A 26,637-nucleotide genomic window follows, 5' to 3' on the forward strand; every position below is an offset into this window, starting at 1 on the left:
AAGGCTAGAAAGGATAAACCGAAGGCTCAATATAACTTTCACTATCTACCAGATAGCCAGCTTCCTGGGCAATCTCTTCTTGTCCATTTAGCCCTTGAAGTATGGGTATGTAGCCGTCTTGCGGTACACCTGTTAATACCTGGCGGGCTTTAAAACGCTTTTTGCCGCTTGGTGTTTTACCCGCAAATACCCAAATAATCTTTCGTCGTCCTAGATCATACACGCTTGATACAGGCACAACGAAGAGGCTTGAGGATCGCGGAATAAGTATCCCGCTCACCAGAGCGTTTATCTTTAACCGGTGGCTTGAATTGTTTAGATAAATCCTTACTTGCGCAAACTTTTGGTTTTTTTGAAAAATTGGCTCAATAAAGTTAACTCTTCCGGCTAACTTCTGATCCGGCACCAGATCGCTGTATAATATCACTGGATCGTTTAATCGGACATCAAAGGACATTCGGGTTTCGTAGGATCCAATTGCCCAAAGAGTGTTCAAATCATTTACAGAAAATAAGGTTTGCCCGGTATTTACATAGTTTCCCTCCCGTAGTTCATCGTTCCTATAAGTGCTGTATGAGGTTACCTCCTCAGTATTACTATTCATCTTTTTCATGCCATTGGGTTCTGTTTCGGAGCCACTGTCGCCCATGGCGGTTGGTGCATCTAATGCGGTTTCAAAAAGGATATACCCTTGATAAGGACTATGAATAGCAATCGTTTCAGTAAATTTCCCCGTTTTTTCTAATTGACCTATTTGGTCATCTGATAGCCCTAACAGCCGGAGTTTTCCCCGTCCTTTCTCAATAAGGTTAGGATTGTTATCGGATTGCAAAAGGTACAGAAACTCGGCTTGGTAGGTGTTAAGTTCTGGACTATAGAGATCCATGATTTTATCCCCTTTGTGAATGAACTGATAATTGTATTTATAGTAGAGTTTTTCTATCCGACCTCCTACCCGAATGGCTACTTTATTGTTCCGACGACTATCGTAAGTAAGGTATCCCTTAATAGGAACACGGAGATTGTGTGGCACAAACTTTGGTTTAACCAGCGTCTGGTTGGAAATAACTATGTGATTAGCGGATTGAGCGATGTCTTCCATTAACTGCACTTCCTGCGGATTCAATAGATCTAAAGACGAAGGATGCTCGCCAGACAGGTGTTCTTTTTGAGTGCAACCTACCAGGTAAGATAGCATCAATGGGAACAGAATTTTCTGTTCCCAGGAAAAACGAGAAAAGCAACCTATGGAAAACATTTGCTTTGATTTTTTGAATAATCGTGTTTACATCCGGTAAAAGAACCGGTTAATTTTCCACAGTGAGAAAAGAAAGCCTACCCTGCCGCCGAAACTCCCAGATTTTTACAAGTGAAAAGACCACGGGTAAGATAATTAAGGCATATATTGTTGCCGTAACCAGACCAAAAACATACGGGTACGTTATGGGCTTCATGATGTCGCTACCTACCCCCGTTGAAATCAAAACCGGGAATAAACCAATCATGTCTACCACTACCGTCATCAGTACGGGCCGAATTCGTAAAACAGCTCCTGCAAAAATTGCATTTTCAATATCGGTTTCGGATATCGTTTCCTGGCGCTGCCCCTTCTGCCGAACTAAGTTTCCTAAGGATTGATTCATGTAGACCAAAATTAATACACCCGTCTCTACGGCTACCCCAAAGAGGGCAATAAAGCCGACCGCTACCGCCACTGAAAAATTTACCTGAAAGAAATGCAACGAGTATACGCCCCCCATTAAGGCAATAGGTACGCTGCTTAGCACAATTAATACTTCTCGTAATGATTTGAACGTAAGGTATAGGACCAAAGTGATGATAAGGAGCACGATGGGAATAATGAAAGTCAGTCGTTGTTGGGCTCTGACTTGATTTTCATATTGCCCGCTCCACTGGATGAAGTACCCCTGTGGTAGTCTTTTAAACTGCTCTTCAACGCGAAGTTTAGCCTCTTTCACCACACTACCCATGTCCCTGCCTCTTACGTTAAAGAGTACCGTTCCCCGTAGCAATGCGTTTTCAGAATTAATCATTGGTGGCCCTTCGGTCACTCGGATATCCACAACGGAGGAAAGGGGAATGGTACCATATTGCTCCGTAAGTATTGGAATTCGTTTAATTTCAGCAATATCGTTCCTATAGTCCTGCCCAAGGCGCAGATTTACATTGAAGCGACGGCGACCCTCCACAGTGCTGGTTAAATTCGCCCCGCCTAGGGCGGTTTCTATGATCATTCCTACATCTTCCTCATCAAGGCCGTACCGGGCGATCTCCTTGCGTTTCATGGCTAATTCAAGGTATTTCCCACCCATCAACTGCTCGACGTATAAATCCTGTAATCCCTCCACGCCTTTGATGACTTTTTCTATCTGTAAAGAAAGGGCATAGATGGAATCAAGGCGCTGCCCGTACACCTTGATTCCCACATCGGTGCGGATACCGGTTGACAGCATATTAATTCGGTTGATGATGGGCTGCGTCCAGCCCACTGAGACCCCTGGAATTCTTATTTTATTGTTCATTTCCTGGATTAACTTCTCCTTTGTCATTCCTTCCCGCCACTGGTCACGGGGTTTAAGGATGATAATGCTTTCAATCATGCTGATGGGAGAGTTGTCGGTAGCCGTAGAGGCACGTCCGGCCTTACCTAAGATGTTTTCCACCTCCGGAAAACTTTTAATAATCCGGTCCTGTACTTGTACGATTCGCTTGGCTTCTGAATTGGAAACATCGGGCAGAGCAACTGGCATCAATAGCAAGGAGCCTTCATCCAAAGGGGGCATGAATTCAGAACCGGTATTTATCAGGATAGGAATACTTCCCAACAGCGTCAGTAGAACCAAGGCAAGTGTAGTTTTTTTCCACTTCAGACCTAAATGCACGGCGGGGCTGGCAAGGTGAATAAAAAAGTTAGAAACCGGATTACGACTTTCTGGGATTAATCTTCCTTTTAGGAAAATCCGTAGTAACATGGGGATAATCAGCAAAGTGACAACTGCCGAACCGCCCATGGTAAACGTTTTGGTCAAAACAAGAGGGCTAAATAGCTTTTTTTCTTGCCCGGTTAGAAACAGAATGGGGGAGAATGAAATTAGGGTGACAAGTATGGAGGAAAATACAGCTCTGCCAATCGTTCGGCTCGATTTTTCAATGATATCAATTCTATCTTGTTCTTTGAGTTCCTTCGTATGACCGATACGATGCTTTGGATTAGCCATGGTAGTCATTCTTTGCTTTAGTAGTCCAGCTTTTGCTCGTCAATGTCGAGTACCTCATTTGTTAATTGCTTATAAGCGTTCTCTACCATCACAATGCCTGAATCGACTAAATCACCCACCGCTAATGCTACCCCTCCTAATGACATAATATTGGAAGTTATCCCAAATATTTTCATGAGTATAAATCCTATCAGAATGGAAAATACAATGCTGAGAATAGCTACCAGGCCTCCTCCCCAATGGAAGAGAAACAACAATACAATGACCGATACCACCACGATTTCTTCCGTAATAGTCTCTCGTAACGTATCAATGGCGGCCAGAATGAGGTTGCTTCTGTCATAGGCCACTTGAAAAGATACTCCTGGTGGAAGCCCTTTTTCTACTTCCTGAAGCCTTGACTTGACCCGTTCAATTACATCTTTGGCATTCTCGCCGTACCGCATTACGACAATGCCACCGACGACTTCTCCCTCGCCATTCTCTTCGATAACTCCAAGCCGGATATCTCCCCCCATTTGCACAGAGGCTACATCTTTCACTGTGATGGGAATGGATTTATACATTCCCAACCGGATATCTTCAATGTCCTCCATGCTTTTCAAATACCCTAGCCCTTTCACCATATATCCGGCCCGGTTCATTTCAAAAAGACTTCCCCCCACATCCCGGTTATTCCGGGTTATGGCTTGAATGAGGGACATAAAGGAAATATTATAATAGACTAACTTATTAGGGTCTATAGTCACCTGGTATTGCTTCTGGAATCCTCCGAATGAGGCAATTTCTGCTACCCCCGGAACGTTTTGAAGAGCAAATTTGACATACCAATCCTGGACCGCTCGAAGTTCACCCAAATCATAACCTGGAGCCTTCAGCGTGTACCAGAAGACATGCCCGATCCCCGTGCCATCCGGGCCGAGCGTTGGGGTGATACCGGGAGGCAGTAAGCGAGCAGCATAATTGAGCCTTTCTAATACCCGTGAGCGTGCCCAGTAGATTTCTACATCGTCATTGAAAATGACAAAAACGAAACTCATTCCGAACATGGACGACGCTCTTATATTTTTTATGTTTGGAATACCCTGCAGATTGGCTACCAAAGGATACGTAATCTGGTCTTCCATTATCTGCGGGTTACGCCCCATCCATTCGGTATAAATGATCACCTGATTCTCAGAAAGATCCGGAATGGCATCCACGGGGGTCTCCCAGATGGCATATATACCACCTGACAGGATAGCGATAATCAGTAGCAGCACCATGAATCGATTGTGAATAGACCAGGTAATAGTTTTTTCGATCATATCATGAGCACAATTAGGCAATGAAAGCAATAGATAGTCACTGACTGGTAGGTTCAATTTTGAAGGTTAGCTCTAATAAACATTAGTCATTATCAACTGAACCTTTTAGGCAAAAAGCTGCACTGATAGGCTTTCTTTGAAATGGAGTATTTGCCTGCCATGACATGACGTTGATAAACTATTTGTATGCGGGCGAATTCTAGGAGTGTTGAAAATCAAAAGTGGTGGGAGTAATCGAACCGTAATGGAAATATTTTGCTTTTAGAAATCGCAAACACGGCTTGGGTAGAATGATTCCTCATTTCCCTTCAGACAAAATGGGTGTTTCCCAACTTGCCAGCTCATCGGCAAAATCTAACACCTCTCAAGCCGTCAATACAAACAACAAAAACATTGGATACACCACGTTGCCGGAAGTCGGTCATTACCGGAAGCCGCACGGGCTGCCCCGCAAAATTTATTCACTTTACTTTCTGTCAGGTAGATACCGAACACTTCTTATTTCCCTTTCAAACTTAAGCCAATGACGCTATACAATCGCGGGAAACTACGTTGCCTTTCAGCTGAATTTTATATGGAGCCTCCACATTTTGGCGATTAACGATGGCAGCCACTTATTTTTCTTGCAAGCGCAGGTGCATTTTACCCTGAAAAGCCGTTATTATGAAATGTTTCAGTAAAAGAGCAAATACGTCATTTCCACCGGTGAGAGACTTGCCCGCGTACAAGGCTTTAATGGTCTGAGCCTGAAACTTGTCGAACGTGGTCGCCTACGCAGTCAAATTTCTCTGCCATGTTACAACTGAATTGGAGTTAAGTTTCTGGTATTTGTTAACTTTTACTCCAGCTGCTGATTAATGAACAGAATCTATTACTTCGAAGTTAAAAAATGATGTAGATATATCTATTATGGCTTTTTGACATGTTGCTCCTGAAAACAAACCAAGGCACAGGCAGAACCTTTTAAGCTGCTGTGCACATTACCAATTTTCTTTCCTTCAGCGTCGTAAACATCACAGGTTTTTCCATTGTCTTTAATCGTTAACTCAATATCACCATTGACATTATAGTACGTTTTGCCGTCCTTACCCATACGACCCATTTTTTTGTTGGTTTTGGCGTCAACAAGATTGCCCTGGTTGTCGATAAAGGCAATTTTCTGGCCATGATTGTCTTGAATAATTTGGTCCTTTGTCACTTTGCCTATCGTGACTCCTCGTTCGTCTTTAATTTCCCCGTTATGCCCAATATGTTTGTAGTTCTGGCTTTGTGCAGTTGAAGAAATGGAAACGGAAATAAACCCCAAAAGCAGCAGAATAAAAAAAGTGAATGATTTCATAGTTGTATAATGATAGAATTGGTTTCAGATGAAGGTCCTAAAAATCCGTATAGTGAGCACTTCTAGAGAAATAATCCCTGATTCAACTTACATACGTTGTTTGGCCTGGTACAAATGTGAATAGTTTTCTAAATCATTAAACTGATCCTAATCATACAGAAATATGAGATAGATTTTAGGCATAACCCTATAAAGGTTGTTAGACTGATTAGTACCCGTAGCCTAATATACTATACGACATGAATTAGGCTACTGATACTTCCGGATCCAAATACACATCCTGGATTGCATTCAAAAGCTTAACTCCTTCTTCAAAGGGCCGCTGAAACGCTTTGCGACCCGAAATCAAACCGGTTCCGCCCGCCCGCTTGTTGATGACAGCCGTGCGGATAGCGTCTCTTAGATCCGAGGCCCCGAGGGAGCCTCCTCCGGAATTAATAAGTCCTGCGCGGCCCATATAACAATTGGCCACTTGATACCGGCATAGATCAATGGGGTGTTTACTGCTGAGCTGGGTGTAAATACGATCATCCAGTTTACCGTAACTACTCCCACCCGTATTGAGAGCTTGAAAGCCTCCGTTGATTTCCGGAAGTTTTTGTTTAATCAGGTCTGCCTGTAGCGTAACGCCAAGATGGTTAGCCTGACCCGTCAAGTCGGCGGCTACATGGTAATCTTCTCCTTTCCCTTTATTAAACGCGTTGTTTCTAAGATAGCACCATAAAATAGTAGCCATTCCCAGGGAATGTGCTTCTTCAAACGCTTGGGCAATTTCAACAATCTGCCGACCTGATTCCTCGGAGCCAAAATAAATCGTTGCGCCAATGGCAACTGCCCCCAGATTCCAGGCTTCCTTCACAGTTCCGAATGGGATCTGATCGTATTTATTAGGGTAGGTTAGCAATTCATTGTGGTTAATTTTAACGATAAATGGAATTTTGTGTGCATACTTCCGGGCCACAATACCCAGTGCTCCGAATGTTGTGGCAACTGCATTACAGCCACCCTCCAGCGCTAATCGAATAATATTTTCAGGATCAAAATAGAGGGGGTTTCTAGCAAAAGAAGCCCCGGCGCTGTGTTCGACGCCCTGATCAATAGGAAGAATCGACAGATAACCGGTCCCGGTCAATTGGCCATGATTGAAGAGATGCCCTAGACTTCGAAGCACTTGTGGAGACCGATCAGACGGTACGAATATCCGGTCAATAAAATCAGGCCCAGGAAGGTGAAGTTGCTCTTTTGGGATGGTTTGGGACACATGGGTCAACAGACTTTCTGCCTCTTCGCCCAATAAATTGGATATTTCTGATTTATTCATGGCTTCGCAGGTTAAAATAAAAAATTCAGCTTGCGGATGGATCGGTTCAATCTATCCTTAAAACTTATTGAATAACCTCTTTGGTTTCCCCGCAGCTGAGCATCGCTTCCCCAAAATAAGGGTTGCGAATGATTTTTTGATCACTCAACCAATAGCCTCCTTTGTTGTTTTGGGCCATGGGGCAATACTGCCGGTAAGCAGGCTTATCAGTAATGCCAAACGCTTTCACACTATGGTATAACTCATCCTCGAACCCGGCAAAAGCCGTACGCTGTTTTTCCAGATTATTCGTGGTACGAATGATTTTCAGGGCCGCATTCATGGTGCTTTCATGCTTCATCCATTCCTGATGCGTCGCACCGGAAAGCAAATTCATATCTACGCTGGAAATGGCTTTCTCCGCCCCGCCCGCTGCGGTTTGGGCTTGCCGGGCATCCGACCGAATCAAGGCTTCGGTCAATTTTAGTGAAGCCTCGTACACCAGGGTCAGTTGTTTTTTAAAGGCGTCAGGCGTCTGCTGAACGTTGGGCGAAGCCGCTTGTTTTGCGACAGGAGCTTTTTTCTGATTGGGAGCCGTTTGAACGTCCTCCTCATCGATTTTGGCCGTGATCGGATTAATCCCTTTTTTCAGAATCATTTCACTGTAGAGCAGGTACGCTCCCGACATGGCGACCTTTTCGGTACCGATTAAACCCTTCTTAATGGCCACGCGCTGGTCGGTTTCGGTGCCGATTTCAACCTTACGGGGCTGAAAAGTGCCCGTACCCGTTTGAATGAACACGACCGCTCCGTCGCCCGCCCGTACAACGGCATCGGTGGGCAGGGTCACCCCACGCTGGATACCATGCCGAATGAATACCCGCGCCTGCTGGCCGGGCTGAAATTTGCCGCCCGGATTAGCCAACAGGGCTCGCATCGTCAGCACCTGGCTCCCGGTTCGGTATTCCGGATTAATGAAAGCAACCCGTGCCGTCAGATTCAGCCTTTCTTCGCTGCCGACCACCTCAACCCCAACCTGATCACCAACTTTTATATAATTCGATTCGCCGGCGTAGAGATCAGCCTCCACCCAAAGTTGCCCCAGGTTGACCAGACGGTACAGCAAGGCCCCTTCACTCACGTACTGGCCTTCACTGGCCGCTACCTCCGTCACCGTTCCGCCAGCCGGAGCCACGAACGGGATGCGCAGTTGCACCTTTCTGGTGCGGGCCAACTGACGGATTTGATCGGGTGTCATGCCTGAAAGCCGTAGTTTTTGTTCGGCCGCTTTGCGAAACTGTTCATAACGAGGTTCCTTGAGTTCATTTTCCTGCTGAAGAGCCACCAGATATTCCTGCTGGTCGGTCAGGAGTTGCTCGCTATAAATTTCGTAAAGTACCTGCCCTTTGCGAACGAACTGGCCGGATTCCTTGACAACCAACCGCTCGATTCGTCCGGATACGCGACTGCTGATGACCTCAGTTTGCTCCTGATTGGCTGCCAATCGAGCGTTGAGCACCGTTGCGTTGCTAATGCTACCCGCCGAGACCGGTTGTACGGTTACGTTAGCGAGTTGCATTTGACTTTCACTCAGCATAATCGCGACGGCGGAACGATCAGCCACTTTTCCACCGGTTTTGGTAACCGGTACTAAATCCATCGCACAGATGGGACACGTTCCGGGAGCCGTCTGTACAACCTGCGGGTGCATTGGGCAGGTATATGTGGTTCCACCGGCCTGCTCTGGTCCATGAGAATGTCCATCCGATCCATCAACTAGGTGCGGGTGGTTGTCGGCCTGTAGCTGAGTTGTATCCTTTGTTTTAGTCGCGGTTGATCCGTCCGACTGGCAGGCTGCATTCAGCAGCACCAGCAGAGCGGCTGATCCATATATCCATTGCCTGAGCATAATTATTCGGTTGAATTAGAAACGTTGATAAAACTTTCACTATCAATCAAAAATTGGGCATTTCGGGCTACCTCCTGATCTTCCCTTAATCCCCCCCTAATGGCAATCCGATGACCAGAAACGCCACCGGTTTGTACACGTACCGGCTTAAAACTTCCATTCTGGCGAATAAATACCACCCGGTCGTTTCCTAAATCCAGCACGGCTGTCGCGGGCAGCCATAACCCTTCCCGGGCCGGTTGTCGGATAATGGCGCGGGCTAATTGTCCCACGCGCTTATTTTTTCCTCCTGGAAGGTAAGCGCGGATTGTCACGAAGCTTGACGACGCCCCGGTGCCCCCATTCTCAAAAAAAGGCACAATGAAACTCACCCGGGCTGACTGTGAAGGCTGGCCAGCCTGGTCGAAGGACATGGTTAGCGGATCGCCTGGTTTGACCCCGGTCGCATCCCGGGCGTACAGCCGGAATTCTGCCCAAAGTCGGCTGGGGTCTACCACCCGAAATAGGGTTTGACCAGTCTGTACATACTGCCCCTGACGCAACAACAGCGGAGCAACCCGATCATTACCCATGCCAGCTGACGCGGGAGCGGGTTGGGTGAAGGTGATTTCATCCGAACCGCTACTCATGCCGCCGGCACTCATACCACCAGCAGCTTCGCCCGGTGGTGTCGAAGCGGCTGGTACAGGCGCTGATTCTTCTACCACATACCCGTCGTAGGGACTAAATACCGCCAGCGAATAGCTAGGCTTGCCGGTCCTGATCAAGTCAGCAATCTGGCTATCGGTGACACCGAGCAACCTGAGTTTTTGTTTGGCGGAGCTTATCAAAGGGAGGTTTTCTGCGTCGGCACTCACTAGGAAAAGTAGCTCCCTTTGGGCCGTAACGATATCGGGGCTGTAGATTTCCAGCAGCTTCTGCCCTTTTCGAATGGGCTGGTAGTTATAACGCACGAATAACTTTTCAACCCGACCGCCAAATCGGGTTGGAATGGTAAAAAGTCGCCGGGTATCGTAGGTGACAATGCCATTAGCCTTCAATTCGACGGTTTCACTGCGCCTTTCGGGATGTACGGTCGATATCGTGGCCACCACAATGGAGTTCGTGGGCTTGAGCAGGCTTTTTAAGTCCGTGTCAATCACTACGCTGTCGCCTGCACTGGCTTTCTTGACCAAATCCATTCCACAGATTGGGCAGCTACCGGGTTTGTCCTGTACAATCTGCGGGTGCATCGGGCAGGTATATTCCTCTTTCACGGACTGGTGAGCGTGCCCCTGATGTGCACCTTCGTTCAAGTTGCGGGAATCACCTTCAAGTGATTTCTGCCCGTTCTTCGACTGGCAACCTACCAACAGCAGTCCGGTCATAAGCAGGAGGAAAATTCCTCTATTTCTCCAATTCACGTTCATAAGCGACAATCATTCGGTAATAGTCTTGCAAGCGATTCAGGTAATCCATTTGGCTCATATTGAGCGTTTCCCAGCCGTCGATCACGACGGGCAATTGCTCTTTATTTTGCTCATAGGCAATCATCAGCGTTTGATAATTTTTCTGGAAGGTCGGAATGACCCGCTCCCGGTAATTGTCCAGCTGCTGATTCATGTTGCGCAACTCCGTCTGCATGGCGGCAACCATGCCTTGCGTTTCATTGAGCATCGATTCCCGCTCTTTCTGCATGGCCTGGATCTCATATTTCATTCCTTTAACTTCCGCTTTGTACATCCGCGAAGACCAGGGAGCAATGGGAATTGTCACCATCCCCATGGCCGTGAACTGATTGGGCATCACTTTATCGAGGGGAGACATATGGTCGAAACGAATCCGAAATTCAGGTTTGCGCTCCGCTTTCTGGGCTTCAATGCCAAAGTACATGGAACGAATGGTCTGATCCATGCGTCGAATGTCGCTTCGATTGCCGGCAATCAGCGCCGTGTCGATCAAGGTTACCTCCGACAGGGACAGGTCTTTCGGAATGATTAAGGTCGTATCAATCGTGAAAAACTCCGTTTTAGGCCGGTTCATCAACGTATTCAACCCAATTCGTTTCTGATCGATCTCTGCCTTAACCATCAGCAGCATATTATCCAATTCGTAAAGCCGGGCCTGGGCTTTGTAGATATTTCCCAGACTGCCCTTCGAATAGGGATAGCGGATGTCCGCCAGTTTCTTCATCGTTTGCAAAATTTGCTGATTTTCAATCAGGACCGCCTGCTTCTGTTTGCCTACCAGCCATTCGTAGTAAAGTTGCTTGGCCTGAGCCCGTAGCTGATTGAAACTAACCGCCCTCCCGGCTTCTTCGACGGAGGCCCGGGAGCGTTGATAAGCTACCTGTGCTCGTTGTTTGGCCTGATTGGGAACGGCCTGCTCGCCTGAAATCATTACCGAACCTTTATCGCGTTCTTCCATGATATAGCTTCGTGGGTAGGCCATCATAAATGTTCCGGCGCCCACCATCGGTGCCATCCAGCTCCTGGCTCCCTCCGCCGTCGCCCGCAGGGAGGCCGCGCGATTCCCATATGTTTGGAGTTGGGGATTGCCGGCGTCAATGGCGGCCAGAATGCTATCGAGCCGTAGAACCGGGCCGCGTTCATTCGGGTTACGATGTGCTGGGCTGGAAAGGGTGGCTGGTTCGGCAACCGGATTGCCTGGAGCGGTTTGTGCAAACCCGGTCAGGCAAAGGAGGTAGGTAAAACCCAGAATATAGGGGGATTTAATGCGTAACATCGGATACGTCCAGTTTACCGTATTTTTTTAATTCATACTCCTTGGTCATCAAAAAGATGAGTGGAGTTACCAGCAGAATATGCGTCGAGGAAGTTAAAACACCACCAATCATCGGCAGGACGATGGGTAGCATCACATCGCTGCCTACGCCTGACGCCCACAGAACCGGCACGAGGCCAAACAGGGCCACCGAAACCGTCATGATTTTGGGCCGCAACCGTTTGGCAGCCCCATCGATGACGGACTCTTTTAAATCTTGCGGGCTTATGGTTTCCCTGGAATTGCCTTTCCGCTCGACCAGTTTTCGCATGGCATCATTGAGGTAGATGACCATTACCACCCCCGTCTCCACCGCGATGCCGAACAGAGCAATAAAGCCAACGGCCACCGCTACCGATAGATTAACCCCGTAAAAGTAAACCATGTAGGCACCACCGATTAAGGCAAAGGGAATAGTGATCAGACTTAAAAATGCTTCCCGGGCCGAATGAAAAGCCAAATAGAGCGACAGAAAAATAATGACCAGCACAATTGGTGCGATCAGTAGCAGGGTTTGCTTACCCCGAATCAGGTTTTCGTACTGCCCACTCCATTCCAGAAAGTAACCACCCGGCAGTTTAAGCTCCCGGTTTACGTTGGCGATGGCTTCCTCCACCGTGCTGCCTAAGTCGCGGTCCCGCACGTTGAACATGACTGCCCCGCGCAACAGGGCATTATCCGAGGTAATCATCGGGGGGCCATCTTCAAATTTCAAGGTTGCTACTGCCGATAACGGAATGGTTCCAAAAGCGGCTGTTCCAATGGGGATGCGTCGAAGGCGTTCAACGCTGTTTCGGTAATCCTGCGCCAGCCGGACGTTAATGGCAAACCGCCGACGCCCTTCGATCGTCTGACCGATCGGCGAGCCGCCAATGGCCGATTCAACCACCCCATTGACATCATCGACGCTCAGTCCGTAACGCCCCAAAGCATCTCGGTTGATGTCCACCGTCAAATATTTACCGCCGGTGACCGGCTCTACGTATAGGTCTTTTATACCCGGTATGCCTTCGAGAGCGGTTTTGACCTGTTCAGATACCGCATAAATGCTATCCAGCGATTGACCGTGAACTTTAATTCCCACGTCGGTTCGAATACCGGTGGACAGCATGTTGATGCGGTTGATAATGGGTTGGGTCCAACCGTTGATGACGCCCGGAATTTGTAGCTTGGCGTCCAATTCGTTGATAATCGCTTTCTTCGTGATGCCATCCCGCCACTCCGACTTGGGTTTGAGCATGATAATGGTCTCAATCATGCTAATGGGGGAGTTGTCTGTTGCGGTTGAAGCCCGACCGGCCTTGCCCAGAACTTTGTCAACCTCCGGCACCGACTTAATGATCTTGTCCTGAACCTGCAAAATTCGCTTGGCTTCGGCGTTGGAAATGTCCGGGAGCGTGACGGGCATAAACAGGATACTTTGTTCATCAAGGGGGGGCATGAACTCCGATCCTAAACTCAGCAGCATAGGAACACTGATGCCCAGTGCCAGCAGATTAATGGCCAGGGTGGTTTTTCGCCAGCGCAGCACCCCCCGGATGAGGGGCTCATAGACCCGCTCCAGGAAGCGGTTTATGGGATTGGCGTGATCATCCTTGAAGCGACCTTTTAAAAACAGGGACAGCATCACGGGGGCCAGCGTGACGACGAGGACCGCATCCACCAGCAAGATAAACGTTTTGGTCCAGGCCAGCGGGTGAAACAGCTTGCCTTCCTGACCGGTCAGGAGAAATACCGGCAGAAACGATGTGATGATGATAATGGTCGAGTAGAACACGCCCCGGGAGACCTGAATACTGGATTTTTCAATAATCGCCAGCCGCTCTTCTTCGGGAACTTCGATGTAGTTCTTGGGTCCAAATCCGAACCAGCGTTTTAATTTCGTCCACATGATTACGGTTGCGTTTGGGGATGGAGAGTAGACTCCGGTTTATTTTCACTCGTTTTCTCTTGGGGCCCCACCTTCCTGCTTTCCGCCGTCAGTTCAGCCTGGCGGACGGCCAGGTTTTTATAGGCGTTCTCAGCCATGATAATCCCGTTGTCGACAATGACCCCGATGGCCAGGGCAATTCCCGTTAGGGACATGATGTTGGACGAAATATCGAAGGCGTTCAGCAGAATAAAACTGGTAGCGATGGTGATCGGAATCTGAATAATGATGCTGATGGCACTCCGCCAGTGCAGCAGAAACAGAATCACCACCAGCGAGACGACAATCATTTCCTCCATGAGGGTGTGCTGAATGCTATTGACCGACTCCTGAATCAGCCCGCTACGGTCATATACGATATTAAACTTGACGCCCTGGGGTAATCCCCTGGCAACTTCCTCCATCTTCTTTTTAACATGACCGATGACCTCGTCGGCATTTTCTCCATAGCGCATTACCACGATACCGCCTACCGCTTCGCCAGCTCCATTCAAATCGAAGATGCCCAGCCGGGTAGCGCCCGTCATCTGAACCGTAGCCACATCGGCAACACGAACCGGAACCGTGTTTAGGGTTTTGAGCGGAATATTTTGAATCTGCTCGACTGAGCCTAAATACCCCGTCGTCTTGATGATGTAGCCAATGCCGCTTAATTCAAATTTACGCCCTCCGGCTTCATTATTATTGGTGCGGATCGCCGTTATCACCTGGGGTATGGAAAGCCCATAGTACGTTAATTTGTTGGGATCAACAGTGACCTGGTATTGTTTCTGAAAGCCGCCAAATGAGGCAATTTCGGCTACTCCCGGTACGTTTTGCAAGCCGAAAGCAACGTACCAGTCCTGGATGGCCCGCTGCTCGCCCAGGTCCATACCCGGTGCATCGAGGGTGTACCAAAGGATGTGACCCACACCGGTACCGTCGGGTCCAAGCGTCGGTGAAACTCCGCCTGGCAATAGTCTGGATGCATAGTTAAGCCGCTCCAGGACCCGCTCCCGGGCCCAATAAACGTCCGTGTCGTCGTTAAAGATGACATAGACGAAACTCATGCCAAACATGGACGTGCCACGTACGTATTTTACCTGCGGGAGGCCCTGTAAGTTCGTTACCAGCGGGTAGGTAATCTGATCTTCGATTAGTTGAGGGCTGCGCCCCATCCACTCGGTAAAGACGATAACCTGATTTTCGGAAAGGTCAGGGATGGCGTCTATTTTACTAGTTTTTACGGAGTAAATGCCCCATCCAAATAGCCCACCGGCAATCAGTAGCACGACAAAGCGGTTTCTTAGCGAGAACCGGATCAGTTGCTCAATCATAAAAGAATACGTTATTGCATAATAGATAGCGCTTAACCTACCAATTGGTAGATATCATTGAGTTACGCGCTTTTGTTTTAGGGGAATAACCGAAAGGCCACAAGGTCAAAGCTATGTCGTTGCCTGGCTTATAGTCTGAACGTTTCGACGAGCAGGAGAATATCCCGGACGGGAGAGGTAGGAAGGTAAGAAAAACTACGACGGGTTGCCAAATCCGACTGGGCCAGCAAATAGCAATACAACAGTGCAAAGTTAGGTCGAGGTTTTAAAACGGATTGCTGATCCGCTTGTGGGGCAACGACCTGAATTGTGCTCAGAAGAAGTGCGGGACGCTCAATTGAGGAAAGACAGGTCATATCCTGGCACTCCGATACGGGTACCTCGCAGCAGGGACAGGCTGACTCTTGCATAGCCACACAGGCCGGTGCTGCTACCAGACCGGTGCTTACCGTCACGAGCCAGAAAATCCAACCCAATAGGGCTATGTGTTTGAGTGATCGCATACGTAACTATTCTTCTACTAAACAAAAATAGGGCTTTGCGGATTTATGCGTGTTACAAAATTAAGTGTCGGTCTTACAAAATTTCGAAATATATCCTTGCATCAGAGCTGATTCTGAAGTGGTTGGACGATTACATCCGGTGTAAGTGGGAATCCTCGGCACAGTAATACTTGACCGGACCTGATTTCGTCCAACGTTAAAATATGATTGCGTTCCATGTCCACTTTTCCCCGAATCAATTGAGCCCGACAACTGCCGCACTGCGCTTCCCGACACGAATAAGGTAGTTTTAGATCAGCGGCCAAGGCCGCATCCAGAATACTTTGACCGCTGGCAACTGTAAAGGATTGGATCAGGCCAGTGTATAGAACCTGAACGGTTTGAATGGGAAGGCTGGAATAATCGCGTGGAGAGTTCACGCCTTGGGCAGGTACAAAAAATTGCTCTTTAAAGCGTTGGTTAACAGGAATAGTCAGGGATTCGAGTGCTTGTTCAATGAGTTGCATAAACCCGAAGGGGCCACACAGATAGAATTCGGTCGGCAAGGGAATCATAGTCTGAAGCTGGGCAACAAACTTCTTAACCAGTAGGCGACTGAGGCTTCCTTTGAAATAGACCCGTTGAAGTTCCGCATCGGCTAAGTCCGTGTATTGATCGAGAGCATGATAGACCAGAAAACGATCAGGATAAGCCGTCTGCAATTTGTCTAATTCCACCCGGAAGACGATGTTTTCCCAGGATCGATTGGCATAAAGTAAAGAAAGAACAGAATGTGGCTCGGTGTATAGTATGGACCGAATCATCGAATACAAAGGGGTAATACCGCTACCACCGGCGAATAGAACCAGATGGCGATGGTTAACCGAATTTGGAACTGTATAAAACTGGCCTAGAGGTCCCTCGACGGTCAACGGCATTTCCGGTTTGGCGTAATCAACCAGATAATTCGACAGAACTCCATCTGGGATACGTTTCACGGTGATGGCTAATTCGGAATCCATTACAGGAGATGTACTCAATGAGTACGTCCTTGTAATGGGTTTTTGGTCCACAATCGCTGTCACGGCCAGGTGTTGACCTGGATAATAGGTAAGCCCATTTTCCGGGGTATCAAAATAGAGTGTTACTGTATCTGTCGTAGGGTGTACGACTCGTTTAATGGAAAGGCTCGTTTTCATGGTATTCTTTAGACAACCGCACAAAACTAGAGGTCGGCAGCAGCCAGTCCGTTACAAAATTGCCGGGAAGCTTTGTAGTTTTTTGTTATAGGGGGGCAGCTAGGTAAGGCCCGTTGGTAACCTCGAATACTTCTATTTATTTAGGCTTTAAATCGTATTAGCTATGAGAACCCTGTTTCGTTTTTGCTTTTTCTTCCTTTTTCTACTGACTTTTTGGGCGGCCAAACCGATTGAAACGGATCAGACGCTAGCCGCTGGGAAAATGCCTGTTATTATCGCAGACCGAAAGGGGGCCATTCACCTGGTATTTGGTCGGAATGATACGGTATTTTATGCTTCCTCAGTGGACAAGGGTAAATCATTCTCCCGGCCCGTACCGGTTGCCCATCTCCCCAAATTGGTCTTGGGCGCTACCCGTGGCCCCCAAATTGCGGTCACTGATAAAACGGTACTCATCACGGCGATGAACCAGACTGGTAATGTCATGGCCTATTCAATGACTCGGGCCAGCCGGAAGTGGTCACCAGCCATCCGGATCAACGACCAGCCGGATATTGCCAAAGAGGGTTTTCATGCAATTGCTGGATCGGACGGCGGGCCCTTCTATGCGGTCTGGCTTGATCTTCGGGGGGATAATCACAATAAAATTGTGGGTGCCCGCTCGACGGATGGTGGGCGTACCTGGACACCAAACCAAGTGATTTACCAGTCGCCCGACCAAACCGTGTGCGAATGCTGCCGGGTGTCGGTGGCTGCGAAGGGTAATCATGTATACGTCATGTTCCGAAATTCGGTCAATGGCTCTCGTGATCTGTATCTGGCCGGATCGAAAGATGGAGGCAAGAAATTCCTGCCGGCGCAAAAACTTGGGACGGGAACGTGGAAGCTGAAAGCATGTCCCATGGATGGTGGAGGGATAGCCCTAACGGAGGACGGTCAGCCTATTACGGTATGGAGACGTGAAAGTTCGCTGTATCAGTGTCGGCCGGGTGAATCCGAGCAATTGCTGGGTCAGGGAAAGAATGTGGCCATAGCGGCTGTTGCCGATCATTGGGCAACCACCTGGCAAAAAGATGGGATTATTTTCATTCAACCCGTTAATCAAAAGCCAATTGAGGTAGGGAAAGGGCAGACGCCCAGTATCGCCTTCGCGGGCTCCGTTGTGGTGTGTACCTGGGAAAGTGAAAAGCAGGTTAAAGTAGCTTCGATTGCTTTGTAGGTTCTCGGTTTTTACCGGAGCACACCAATTAAAACGACAAAGACGGCCCTTGGAACCGTCTTTGTCGTTTTAATTGGTGTGCTCCGGTCAGTTCAGTTGTTCCGCTTTATAACCGGCGTTCTCTACGGCTTTTTTAACCTGTTCCGCTGAAATTCCTTCTGCCACAACGGTTAATACCTTGTCGGGATTCTCCGTATCGACTTCCCAGTTTTCTTCCCCAACCGCTTCATTGAGGAATGGTGTTGCTTTGGCAATGCAACCGCTGCACTTGATATTGGTTTTGAACTTTACCGCTTCCATAATGGAGGTTTTTTAATGAAACAAATTACTGATGCAAAGGTCGTCGTGGAATGGAAAGGGGACGTTACATAATTTCGGATCCAAATTGTAACATTGTTGAGGCCAGTAGGCTAGGATCACTGGTTTCTCACAAAGTCTTTCTGTATAGAAACACATCTGAAAGAAAGAACTTTACCTTGAAGCGACCATTTAATATGATTCGGCAGAGCTACCCAAAAAGGGAATTAAGGAATCAAGAAAGTTATCGGGTGGGTTGAGCTCTTAATGCTTTTATTTCCTGTTTTAAGCGTTTACGGCTCTGATGAAGAGATCGAAAGTGAGTAACCGGCAACCCCGTCTCCGTGATCAAGTGGCCGGCCATCTGTTGGACTGACTCGTACCCCATGCGTTCGGCAAGAAAAGGAAAAGGCCAGTCGGTATACACCAGGAACTCTTTGACTTTATCGATCCGCTGAAGGATCAGGTATCTTTCAAAGCTCACGCCTTCTACGCTTAGAAATAGGGCCTCTAATTGGTTTGCGGATGATCCTAATTCAGTGGAACAAAATTTCAACTCATTCCAGGCGATAGGCTGTTGTATTAATTTGTCCAACTCCAGCTCAATCCAGGATTGCGTCCCACAAAAAATAATTTGAGAAGCTTCGTCAAGCCGAGTCATATTCAAAGCATGTAATGCTTCGTCCAGTAGGTAGTGAGCGTTAATTTGGGATAACCCGGAAAGGGTAAGCCAATTACCACGACTGGTTTTAATTTGAAAACCTATTTTAGCTAATTTATGCTGTAGAATTTCTTGTCTGCCGGACCCTTTCAGTCCTTGTATGGCAATGGTCTGCACATCTTCCATGTCTAATCAATCTTACTTGTAGAGAACGGACAAATCTCGCTTAGAATTGAAGGATTACTATTATAAAATTGGCGTACAATTTTACAGAATTGATGGACCGAAACACCTTGAAGCCATTGACCAATGTTAAGACCCAAGTTCGTCGAGTTGGATTAATGAATAGAACAGGTCGGAACAGGGGCAAACTTGCTGGAAGGGAAAATTGAAGAAAGAAGCGAGCAAGGGAAATTATTAGAGTAAGGATCAGTTTGTGCCGAAAACAGTCCAATATGCTGGTAAAAAGAAGTATTTATAGGAATTAACTTAAGTTATATAAGCGATTTAAATCCAATCAAGAGGGTTACGATCTGAAGAACTGCGATTCCGATAGGCAGCTGGAGTGAGACCTGTAATTTGTTTAAATTGGTTTGTCAAATAAGCCACACTGCTATAGCCTAATCGCAGGGCAATTTCATTGATCGATAGTTCACGGTAACTAAGGAGTTCCTTAGCTTTTTCGACTCGTTGAAAAATCCAGTATTTTTCAATTGTAACATTTTCCGATGTAGAAAAGAGGTGGCTCAGGTGGGCGTAATCCATTCCCATCTGTAGTGCTAAATAGTCGGATAACGTAGTCTTCAATTGCACGATGCGGCCACTTTGAATCAGCTCGATGATGAGCGTTTTAAGTTGATTGACCAAGCGTGTATTGCGATCAGTCAATAATTCAAAGCCTTGCTCTTCCAAGGCATTGGCGATAGTCTGTAGGTCAATGTCAGGGCCTTCTACCGTTGCTTTGCCTAACTCGATACGAAGAACATGATATCCCTGCTTTTCCAGGTCTTGCCGGACCGCCCGAATGCAACGGTCACAGACCATATTTTTGATAAACAGATCTTGTATCGCCATTTCGATGATTATTAATTTGGTTAAAATATGGAGAGTGGCATGCACCACTCTCCATTCTAGACTTAAATTTCGTCTGTCACTTTCCCACACTTGAGCATTTTGCTTCCATAATACGGGTTAGCAACTTCTTTTTTATCGCTCAGCCAGGAAGCATCTTTCATAGGGCAAAATTGAACATAGGCTTTACTGGGCTTGGTAGATTTAGCCAAAACGATCATATTTTTCGATAACGTTTCGAACTGTTCCCGTTGGACTTCTATTTCACTTGTTTTGCTGATGCTTGCAGCACTGGCTTTCGCAGCAGTCAGCGCTTTCTGATCCGTTGTTGAGAGGGCACTTGCTGCTACTTTATTAAAAGCGGAAACCAGTTCTTCGGCTTTGGCTTTCGCTTTATCCGCATCGGTTGCCACCAAGGCATCTTTAACACTTAAATAAGCAATGAAGGCTGGTTTTGTGGTTTGAGCAGAAGCTGCCTGACCGAATAAACTCAGGCCTATGGCCGCAATTATCATTCGCATCGTTTTCATGTAATAAATTGGAGTTTGAGGGTAATTAATTGATTGTCAGTTTAATACTTGGAGATCGGGACATTGTCCAGCCTTTACTGTTTTTTCTCCCACTCAGCGATGAATTGGTTATTGATGATTACATAATCGATTATTTTTTCAGCCTTTGCCATTTCTGCGGATTGCTTAGCGGCAACAACGGCAGCTTTGTATTCACCATTCCGAGCGAGAAGCTTCGCTTGCAAGTGCAGATAATTAAATGCAGGCTTCAATTGAACCGCTTTAGTTGCCCAGGATAACGCCTGTTTAGTGTCCTTCTCATTATCGAAGTAATAGAGTGCCGCTTGATAGTAAAGCCCAGGGCGTTCTTCCTTTTTTACATTTATACGGTCTAGAATCTCGGCAGTGATACGACCGTCGGCGGTACTTTCCAAGGGGATTGCTAAGGAAGTATTTGCCCAGTGCAGATAAATACTGCCGTTGTTGCGGGTCAGATCCTGGACTTCAATGGTGAAAGACTCATAGAACCGCGTTGAAGGTTCGGGTCTTACCCGGAGTCGGAGTAAATCGTTCTTTTCACTATACCCTTCAGTACCATGCCCTTCTACAAAAGTGTTGAGAATAACGGTCCAATGCTGATGTTCTGGGATTGTAAAAAGGGAGTATGCTCCTTTAGGTACCCAAGTCCCCGCCACGCGCATTGAGTCTGAAAAGGTAATAATTGTAGCATCAGAGGCACCGGTGCGCCATAATTTTCCGAAAGGAACCAGGCCACCGAAAATGATCCGTCCTTTTACTCCCGGCCGGGAGTAACGAAGGGTGACATCCGTAAAGCCGATTTTTTGATGAATAGTCGTGGAAGGGCTTGGTTCTGGAAGATTCAACTGAGCCCGAATGGCGCTGGAGACTAAAGACAAAAGTCCAACTGCTATGAGAGTTCGTGTGTTCTTTTTTAATTGATTCATGAATAAGATTTTAATTTTTTAGTACAATTCCATTTGGTTTTTTACCGACAACAATATCTTTGATCCTGGAGCGAGTTTTTGTGTTAATAATGGAAACTGAACCTGCTCCCTGATTGGTCACATAAGCCAACGATCCATCCTTTGTAAAGGCAATGGCATGAGCATCAAGGCCTGTAACTATTTCACCCGCTTTCATCCAGACATCGTTCATGCGGTGAAAAACCACTACTTTATTGCCGCTTGCCGCCTGACTAACCCATAATTCATTCAAAACAGGATTAAAGGCCGCATAGCCTGGTATAAATCCAAGAGAGATGGTTTCTGTAACCGCAAGTGTACTGACATCGATGATGGATATGCTTTGGCCCTTTTCATTATCGACATACATTTTTCCATCGGCACCCGGCCAAGCGCCAACCGGATCTTCACCAACCGGAATCGTTTTTACGACAGTTTTAGTAGCTACCCGGATGACCGTAATGCTGTTGCTATGACCATTGGCTACAAAAGCATATTGCCCATTGGATGAGAAGGTCACTTCCGCCGGTTCTTCGCCAACCGGAATGCTTTGTTTTAAGGAGAGCGTCGTCGCATCGTACACCAACGCTTTCCCGGCTTCATCCATCTCAACGGTCCATAATTCGGTACCGTCAGGAGAGAAAGCCGCGTTATGGTTCATTGCAGGGGTCTCCTGGTTGGCCAGCAGTTTACCGGTGCGGCTGTCCAGAAGGACAACGCGGCCTTTCATGCCAGCCATGCTGCCACTGTGTCCTCCACTTAAGTCTGTTCCTGGTACGCCGAGGCTAAGCCGGGTCGCATCCGGAGAAAGATAAATGTGATGCGGCCACATAATTTGATCCGTCATACCTCCCATTGAATGACCGCCCATGGAAGCCTCTCCCAGAGAAATAGTTTCCTTTAGCTGTTGGGTAGTAAGATCGATAATGGAAACGGAGTTACTCTCTCCATTGACGACATAGGCCGCTGGGTAATTAATGTTTAATTGTGGGGTTGTGTCTTGCATTCTCCAACAGCCTGATAAAATCAGGAGAGGTATAGCCAGCAAGAAACGCGAAGCGATTTTCATAGCCAGAGTTAATTACGAAATAATGAAGAGATAGAATAAACTTGTGCCTTATTACCTAAATTCATATTGGTACGGAAGTAGCCATGGTTCTTTGCCACAACGTAACGCGCCAGAAACAAAAAGTAAGGCATGCAGGCGGGGAGCCTACAACGAGTGAAGGAGATTCAAATCAGCCAAATACAGTGGTTAGTCAATCGAAAGCGGCCGGATCGGGATGGAGGATCATCAGCCCTATAAAGCGTAGGATGGTACGATTCGATTGGCAGTAGGGTAGCCAGCCAATGAAATAATCCAAAATGCCCTGCCCAGTCGATAACAGGCGGATTCAGGTCAGTCGCTTTAATTGAAAACTGGCTTTTGGTTTCCAATCGCTCGAACCGCTCAACATCTTTGCAACAGGGTGATTTATAGATGATAGGCCCGGTTCCTGTGGAAGCAAACTTCGGTTTATCCGGACACTGCTTCTTACACTCTTTTTTCGTAAAAAGCAGCTCCATCGACTTTCCCTTCATCTTACACCAATGCTCAGCGACGATATGCCCACTGCTGCCGATCAGCACAAAGGCTGCCAGCCACAAACAGATGAGTCGATGATACCAGATCAGTTTCATAAGGATAGTCTTACGGGTACAAACTTAGGGGGTCTAGACAATAAATCAGTTACAGGATTTAGGCAGGAATTTACAAAATTTATAGATTGAGGGAAATAACCGAATCCTTTCACAAAGTTGTAGGATAATCACGGATTAAGATTAGCTAATATGTTGATTGTCAGTATGAATAAACTTGGCCGGCGCAAGTGGCCAAGTTTATTCAGAAGAATTGTAGGGACGCGCTTTCTCCTTGCATTCAGCATCCCCGAAATTCAAACTAAAGTTTTCTTCGACAAATAGACAATACACTTTCCTTCGGAGCTTATGTGAAAGTTAGAATTAAAACTGAGTTCGTTGTCTTTCCCATTTTCCTCCAAATAATCTTCGACAGCACACCAAACCTCCTCATCGATTGATACCTCTTCTACTAAGAGGAATCCGTGGGCTAAAACTCTTTTTTGGGGATCGAGATTGGTAATAATTGCCATTGGTAAGGGGAGTAAAAAGTTGAAAACATATTAACAGGTCAAGCGATCTAAAACTTCTTGTAAAATCCGGGCAAACTCTCTTTCTTTTGGAGTCGTATATAAGTTGATTTGATCACCTGATACTTCATAAATAGTTGCCACTTTTAACACGAATGGCTGAAAGCCAAGAAACTCGAAATCATCCAGATAATAACTTCGTTTTTTGGCACGAAATAACGTAACAGTGATTTGCTGAGGGATTAATAAAATGCATCCCGTGGCGGATATACCCGAACTGTGTCAGCTTCCCCTTTACTATCGGCGATTTTGGTTTACAGTCGCTCTTCTACTAGTAAAGCTCAGTCTTCGGAAACACTACCATTCAAGTATACCAAAAAAATTCAATCAAGTGCCTTCAAAGGCCTCTTCTTCATATAACGTTTTCACAATGCACGTTGTGAAAACGTTATAAATGCAAAATTTTCGCTACTTTTAACCGTGGAACACCTTGCATCGTTAAACTTTGTTGGAAAGGGGCGGGAAGGCCTCATTTTTTCTCCCCTTTCCAACACCTATATATTTATGTTATGAAGTACGTGCCTTACTACCGGGTCTCGACGGCTGGCCAGGGGAAAAGTGGATTGGGTCTTTCGGCGCAACGGGAAATCGTCAACCGGTTCCTCAAACCGGATGATGAACTCCTACCAGAGTTTATCGAAGTCGAATCAGGTAAGAAAGCCAATCGTCCTCAACTGGTGGCCGCTATTGCTTTTGCCAAACAACACCGAGCACGTTTACTGATTGCCAAACTCGACCGCTTGAGCCGCAATGTCTCCTTTATCTTTTCCCTTCGTAATTCGGAGGTGGATTTTGTGGCTTGCGACATTCCCGATGCCAATACGCTAACGGTGGGGATCATGGCGGTTCTAGCTCAACATGAGCGGGAATTGATTGGGGAAAGGACACGAGCCGCTTTGCAGGCTAAAAAAGCTCAAGGCTATAAACTGGGCATGGCCAATATCACACCGGAAATTACTCAAAAGGGCCTGGAGATCCGCCAGCAGAACGCCCGTACCCATCAGGCTAATTTACAAGCGGCTGAATTAGTCCGGTTGTATCGAAAAGATGGGCTTACATATGCTACTGTCGCTGAGCGACTAAATGGCATGGGTTACCGCACACGTCGGGGAAATGAATTCTTTGCTATGAGTGTAAAACGGTTAGATAAAGATCGACCAAAGTAAGCCTTAACTCCTTTCTAAGGCTATAAAGCAGGAGCGGCCATTCAAGTTGGTAACTTTGGTTTGATATGCTCAAAATTTTCTCTTGGAAGGCTGACTAGTTCACAAAAAAGTTGCATGCTTACTAGAATGGGCACATAATGTACCATCTGTTTAATTGACTCGCTGATAAAATGGCTGATAAAAATGAAATCATCGCCCAGCATCTGAAAAATTTTGCTTCCCTGACCGATCAGGATATCACCCAGAGTCAACCATTCTGGAAACCCAGGAAGATCAAAAAAGGTGATTTCTTCAACATGCAAAGTATGGTTTGCAATGACCTCGGCTTAGTGGTCAAGGGTATTTTTCGGATCTACTATCGGGATCCCAAGACGGAAAAAGATGTAAATCTTTTCTTTTTTTCAGAAAATCAGTTTGTCGTTTCCTTCCGAAGTTTTATCTCCCGCAATCCCTGCTGGTATTTTATCGAAGCGATGGAAGATTCAGAAATTGTCTTTATTTCCTACCAGGATCTCAATGACCTGTATGAACGAAATCCCAACTGGGCGAAATTCGGCCGATTGCTGGCCGAATTGTTTTTTGCCTATGCGCAGACACGGACCGAAGAATTCATGTTTTTTTCCCATGAGGAACGGTATCTGAGGTTATTAGAGGAACATCCTAACATCATAGAGCGGATACCGGCCTACCATATTTCATCCTTTCTCGGTATCACCAATCCATCGCTAAGTCGGATCAGAAAACGCATCAAAAAATAAAGCCGGCCCATCGCCCGGCCAATGGGTTTACGATGCAACAGCGTGGTTAGCTGTTTTTGAAAGACGAAAAGCTGAAAGAAGGTAGTAAAAGGCTCCAAAAGCAGCGTACCCGGCCAGACTGGTGATGCCCATTGTCGGTTCGTGGGCCAAAACAATAAAAGTGATCCCAGCTAAAACCGACTGGCCCCCGCTGAAGATCATCGGCCATTGGCCTCCAATAGATTTTCGACGGCGCAATCCCAGAACCAACTGGATCAAGCCGGTAAGAATCGCCCAGGCTCCAAAGACTATTAAGGCTTCCGCAACACCCATCTGCAAAGCAATACCAACCGCCAGCGCGGTTAGGACACCGATCACCGCATTCACGTATTGTGGGGTTTTGGACGTGCTATATCGATTCGCCCGGAGGTCGAGGAAGGTGCCCAAGACGTCCCAGGCGGGATAAATAACGAGCAGTGCAGTGGTGAATCCCCTGTATTTTTCGGCAAAGATAGTGATCAGTATTACCCAGGTCACTGAAAAAGCGGCCCTCATAAAATAAAGTCGGCGTAATGCGTGGGCTGTTTCGACGGTCTGACCGCCAGTTATTACACGGGAAAGAGTTGAAGATGACATGGTTTCGAATTTTAAGATGTTTTGTCACCCCAAAGTTGTGTCCTTGATTCCTGCGTATTTTTCACTTAGGTGAAAATGTTAGAAAATTTAGACTAGAAATTCATTGCCATTATTTTTCAGTAGAACTTCCGTAGTCAATTGTGGTCGTTTGATGTGGGAAAAGAAAGCTGATTTGAGCGTTGATAGTCTGAAATAATGATGCAGTTTCAAATTTCACCATTCTTCATACCCAGTCATTTTATACGGATCTTTAGTGTGTTATAAAACTAAGAATTTAGTTTTATAACACACTAAAATATAGGCATTTATGGTAATTTTTCTTGTTATATAAATTTAATTATGTTAACTAAAAATAATATTATATCAA

General features: G+C 46.7%; 22 protein-coding genes. 3 read left to right on the forward strand and 19 right to left on the reverse strand.

Annotation, left to right across the window (positions count from 1 at the left end):
* Positions 1-4 precede the first annotated feature (4 nt).
* The 11 genes from F0P93_RS30240 to F0P93_RS30290 all read right to left on the reverse strand — a co-directional run bounded on the left by F0P93_RS30240 (position 5) and on the right by F0P93_RS30290 (position 16,784).
* Complete coding sequence (locus F0P93_RS30240) at positions 5-1,258, reverse strand: efflux RND transporter periplasmic adaptor subunit (protein ID WP_150881527.1); 1,254 nt, start codon at positions 1,256-1,258, stop codon at positions 5-7.
* Positions 1,259-1,307: 49 nt separating this feature from the next.
* Entirely contained in the window at positions 1,308-3,239 is a 1,932-nt protein-coding gene (locus F0P93_RS31930) for an efflux RND transporter permease subunit (RefSeq protein ID WP_150881528.1), read from the reverse strand.
* A 17-nt stretch (positions 3,240-3,256) separates the two neighbouring features.
* Positions 3,257-4,546 carry an efflux RND transporter permease subunit gene (locus F0P93_RS31935; RefSeq protein ID WP_150881529.1) on the reverse strand — a complete coding sequence of 430 codons (1,290 nt, stop codon included), beginning with the start codon at positions 4,544-4,546 and terminating at the stop codon, positions 3,257-3,259.
* A 907-nt stretch (positions 4,547-5,453) separates the two neighbouring features.
* A complete protein-coding gene (locus F0P93_RS30255) occupies positions 5,454-5,885 on the reverse strand; it encodes a 5-fold beta-flower protein (RefSeq protein WP_150881530.1) in 432 nt (143 codons plus the stop codon).
* A gap of 244 nt (positions 5,886-6,129) precedes the next feature.
* On the reverse strand, positions 6,130-7,206 hold the full coding sequence (locus tag F0P93_RS30260; RefSeq protein WP_150881531.1) for a class I fructose-bisphosphate aldolase: 1,077 nt from the start codon (positions 7,204-7,206) through the stop codon (positions 6,130-6,132).
* 64 nt (positions 7,207-7,270) lie between these two features.
* A complete protein-coding gene (locus F0P93_RS30265) occupies positions 7,271-8,896 on the reverse strand; it encodes an efflux RND transporter periplasmic adaptor subunit (RefSeq protein WP_310588026.1) in 1,626 nt (541 codons plus the stop codon).
* 200 nt (positions 8,897-9,096) lie between these two features.
* Complete coding sequence (locus F0P93_RS30270; protein ID WP_225309718.1) at positions 9,097-10,461, reverse strand: heavy metal-binding domain-containing protein; 1,365 nt, start codon at positions 10,459-10,461, stop codon at positions 9,097-9,099.
* A 19-nt stretch (positions 10,462-10,480) separates the two neighbouring features.
* Positions 10,481-11,818: a TolC family protein gene (locus tag F0P93_RS30275; protein WP_150881534.1), complete on the reverse strand. Its 1,338-nt coding sequence runs from the start codon at positions 11,816-11,818 to the stop codon at positions 10,481-10,483.
* A complete protein-coding gene (locus F0P93_RS30280; protein WP_150881535.1) occupies positions 11,805-13,748 on the reverse strand; it encodes an efflux RND transporter permease subunit in 1,944 nt (647 codons plus the stop codon). Before F0P93_RS30280 ends, F0P93_RS30275 begins: the two co-directional genes overlap by 14 nt.
* A 2-nt stretch (positions 13,749-13,750) precedes the next feature.
* Entirely contained in the window at positions 13,751-15,103 is a 1,353-nt protein-coding gene (locus F0P93_RS30285) for an efflux RND transporter permease subunit (protein WP_225309719.1), read from the reverse strand.
* A gap of 604 nt (positions 15,104-15,707) precedes the next feature.
* Positions 15,708-16,784 carry a ferredoxin--NADP reductase gene (locus F0P93_RS30290; protein ID WP_150881536.1) on the reverse strand — a complete coding sequence of 359 codons (1,077 nt, stop codon included), beginning with the start codon at positions 16,782-16,784 and terminating at the stop codon, positions 15,708-15,710.
* Positions 16,785-16,947: 163 nt separating this feature from the next.
* Between F0P93_RS30290 and F0P93_RS30295 the strand changes: the two genes are divergently transcribed.
* Complete coding sequence (locus F0P93_RS30295; protein ID WP_225309720.1) at positions 16,948-18,003, forward strand: sialidase family protein; 1,056 nt, start codon at positions 16,948-16,950, stop codon at positions 18,001-18,003.
* An 87-nt stretch (positions 18,004-18,090) separates the two neighbouring features.
* On the opposite strand, the gene F0P93_RS30300 is transcribed toward F0P93_RS30295, so the two are convergent.
* From F0P93_RS30300 to F0P93_RS30330, 7 genes are all read right to left on the reverse strand, one after another.
* Positions 18,091-18,303: a heavy-metal-associated domain-containing protein gene (locus F0P93_RS30300; RefSeq protein ID WP_150881537.1), complete on the reverse strand. Its 213-nt coding sequence runs from the start codon at positions 18,301-18,303 to the stop codon at positions 18,091-18,093.
* A gap of 241 nt (positions 18,304-18,544) precedes the next feature.
* The gene (locus F0P93_RS30305) at positions 18,545-19,147 is read right to left on the reverse strand and encodes a helix-turn-helix domain-containing protein (protein ID WP_150881538.1); all 603 of its coding nucleotides are present in this window, start codon (positions 19,145-19,147) and stop codon (positions 18,545-18,547) included.
* Between the two features lie 321 nt (positions 19,148-19,468).
* Positions 19,469-20,035 carry a helix-turn-helix domain-containing protein gene (locus tag F0P93_RS30310; RefSeq protein ID WP_150881539.1) on the reverse strand — a complete coding sequence of 189 codons (567 nt, stop codon included), beginning with the start codon at positions 20,033-20,035 and terminating at the stop codon, positions 19,469-19,471.
* A gap of 62 nt (positions 20,036-20,097) precedes the next feature.
* The gene (locus F0P93_RS30315; RefSeq protein ID WP_150881540.1) at positions 20,098-20,562 is read right to left on the reverse strand and encodes a DUF3347 domain-containing protein; all 465 of its coding nucleotides are present in this window, start codon (positions 20,560-20,562) and stop codon (positions 20,098-20,100) included.
* 74 nt (positions 20,563-20,636) lie between these two features.
* Positions 20,637-21,506, reverse strand: a complete 870-nt coding sequence (locus tag F0P93_RS30320) for a DUF2911 domain-containing protein (protein WP_150881541.1) — start codon at positions 21,504-21,506, stop codon at positions 20,637-20,639.
* A gap of 10 nt (positions 21,507-21,516) precedes the next feature.
* Complete coding sequence (locus tag F0P93_RS30325) at positions 21,517-22,593, reverse strand: YncE family protein (protein ID WP_150881542.1); 1,077 nt, start codon at positions 22,591-22,593, stop codon at positions 21,517-21,519.
* A gap of 164 nt (positions 22,594-22,757) precedes the next feature.
* On the reverse strand, positions 22,758-23,204 hold the full coding sequence (locus F0P93_RS30330; RefSeq protein WP_150881543.1) for an HYC_CC_PP family protein: 447 nt from the start codon (positions 23,202-23,204) through the stop codon (positions 22,758-22,760).
* A 1,036-nt stretch (positions 23,205-24,240) separates the two neighbouring features.
* Between F0P93_RS30330 and F0P93_RS30340 the strand changes: the two genes are divergently transcribed.
* Complete coding sequence (locus F0P93_RS30340) at positions 24,241-24,897, forward strand: recombinase family protein (protein ID WP_150881545.1); 657 nt, start codon at positions 24,241-24,243, stop codon at positions 24,895-24,897.
* Positions 24,898-25,067: 170 nt separating this feature from the next.
* On the forward strand, positions 25,068-25,655 hold the full coding sequence (locus F0P93_RS30345) for a Crp/Fnr family transcriptional regulator (RefSeq protein WP_150881546.1): 588 nt from the start codon (positions 25,068-25,070) through the stop codon (positions 25,653-25,655).
* Positions 25,656-25,682: 27 nt separating this feature from the next.
* Here the strand turns inward: F0P93_RS30345 and F0P93_RS30350 are convergent, their stop codons facing one another.
* A complete protein-coding gene (locus F0P93_RS30350; RefSeq protein ID WP_191908962.1) occupies positions 25,683-26,270 on the reverse strand; it encodes a hypothetical protein in 588 nt (195 codons plus the stop codon).
* Positions 26,271-26,637: the final 367 nt, after the last annotated feature.

The organism is Larkinella humicola, from assembly GCF_008727875.1.
In the GTDB taxonomy this organism is placed as follows: Bacteria; Bacteroidota; Bacteroidia; order Cytophagales; family Spirosomataceae; genus Larkinella; species Larkinella humicola.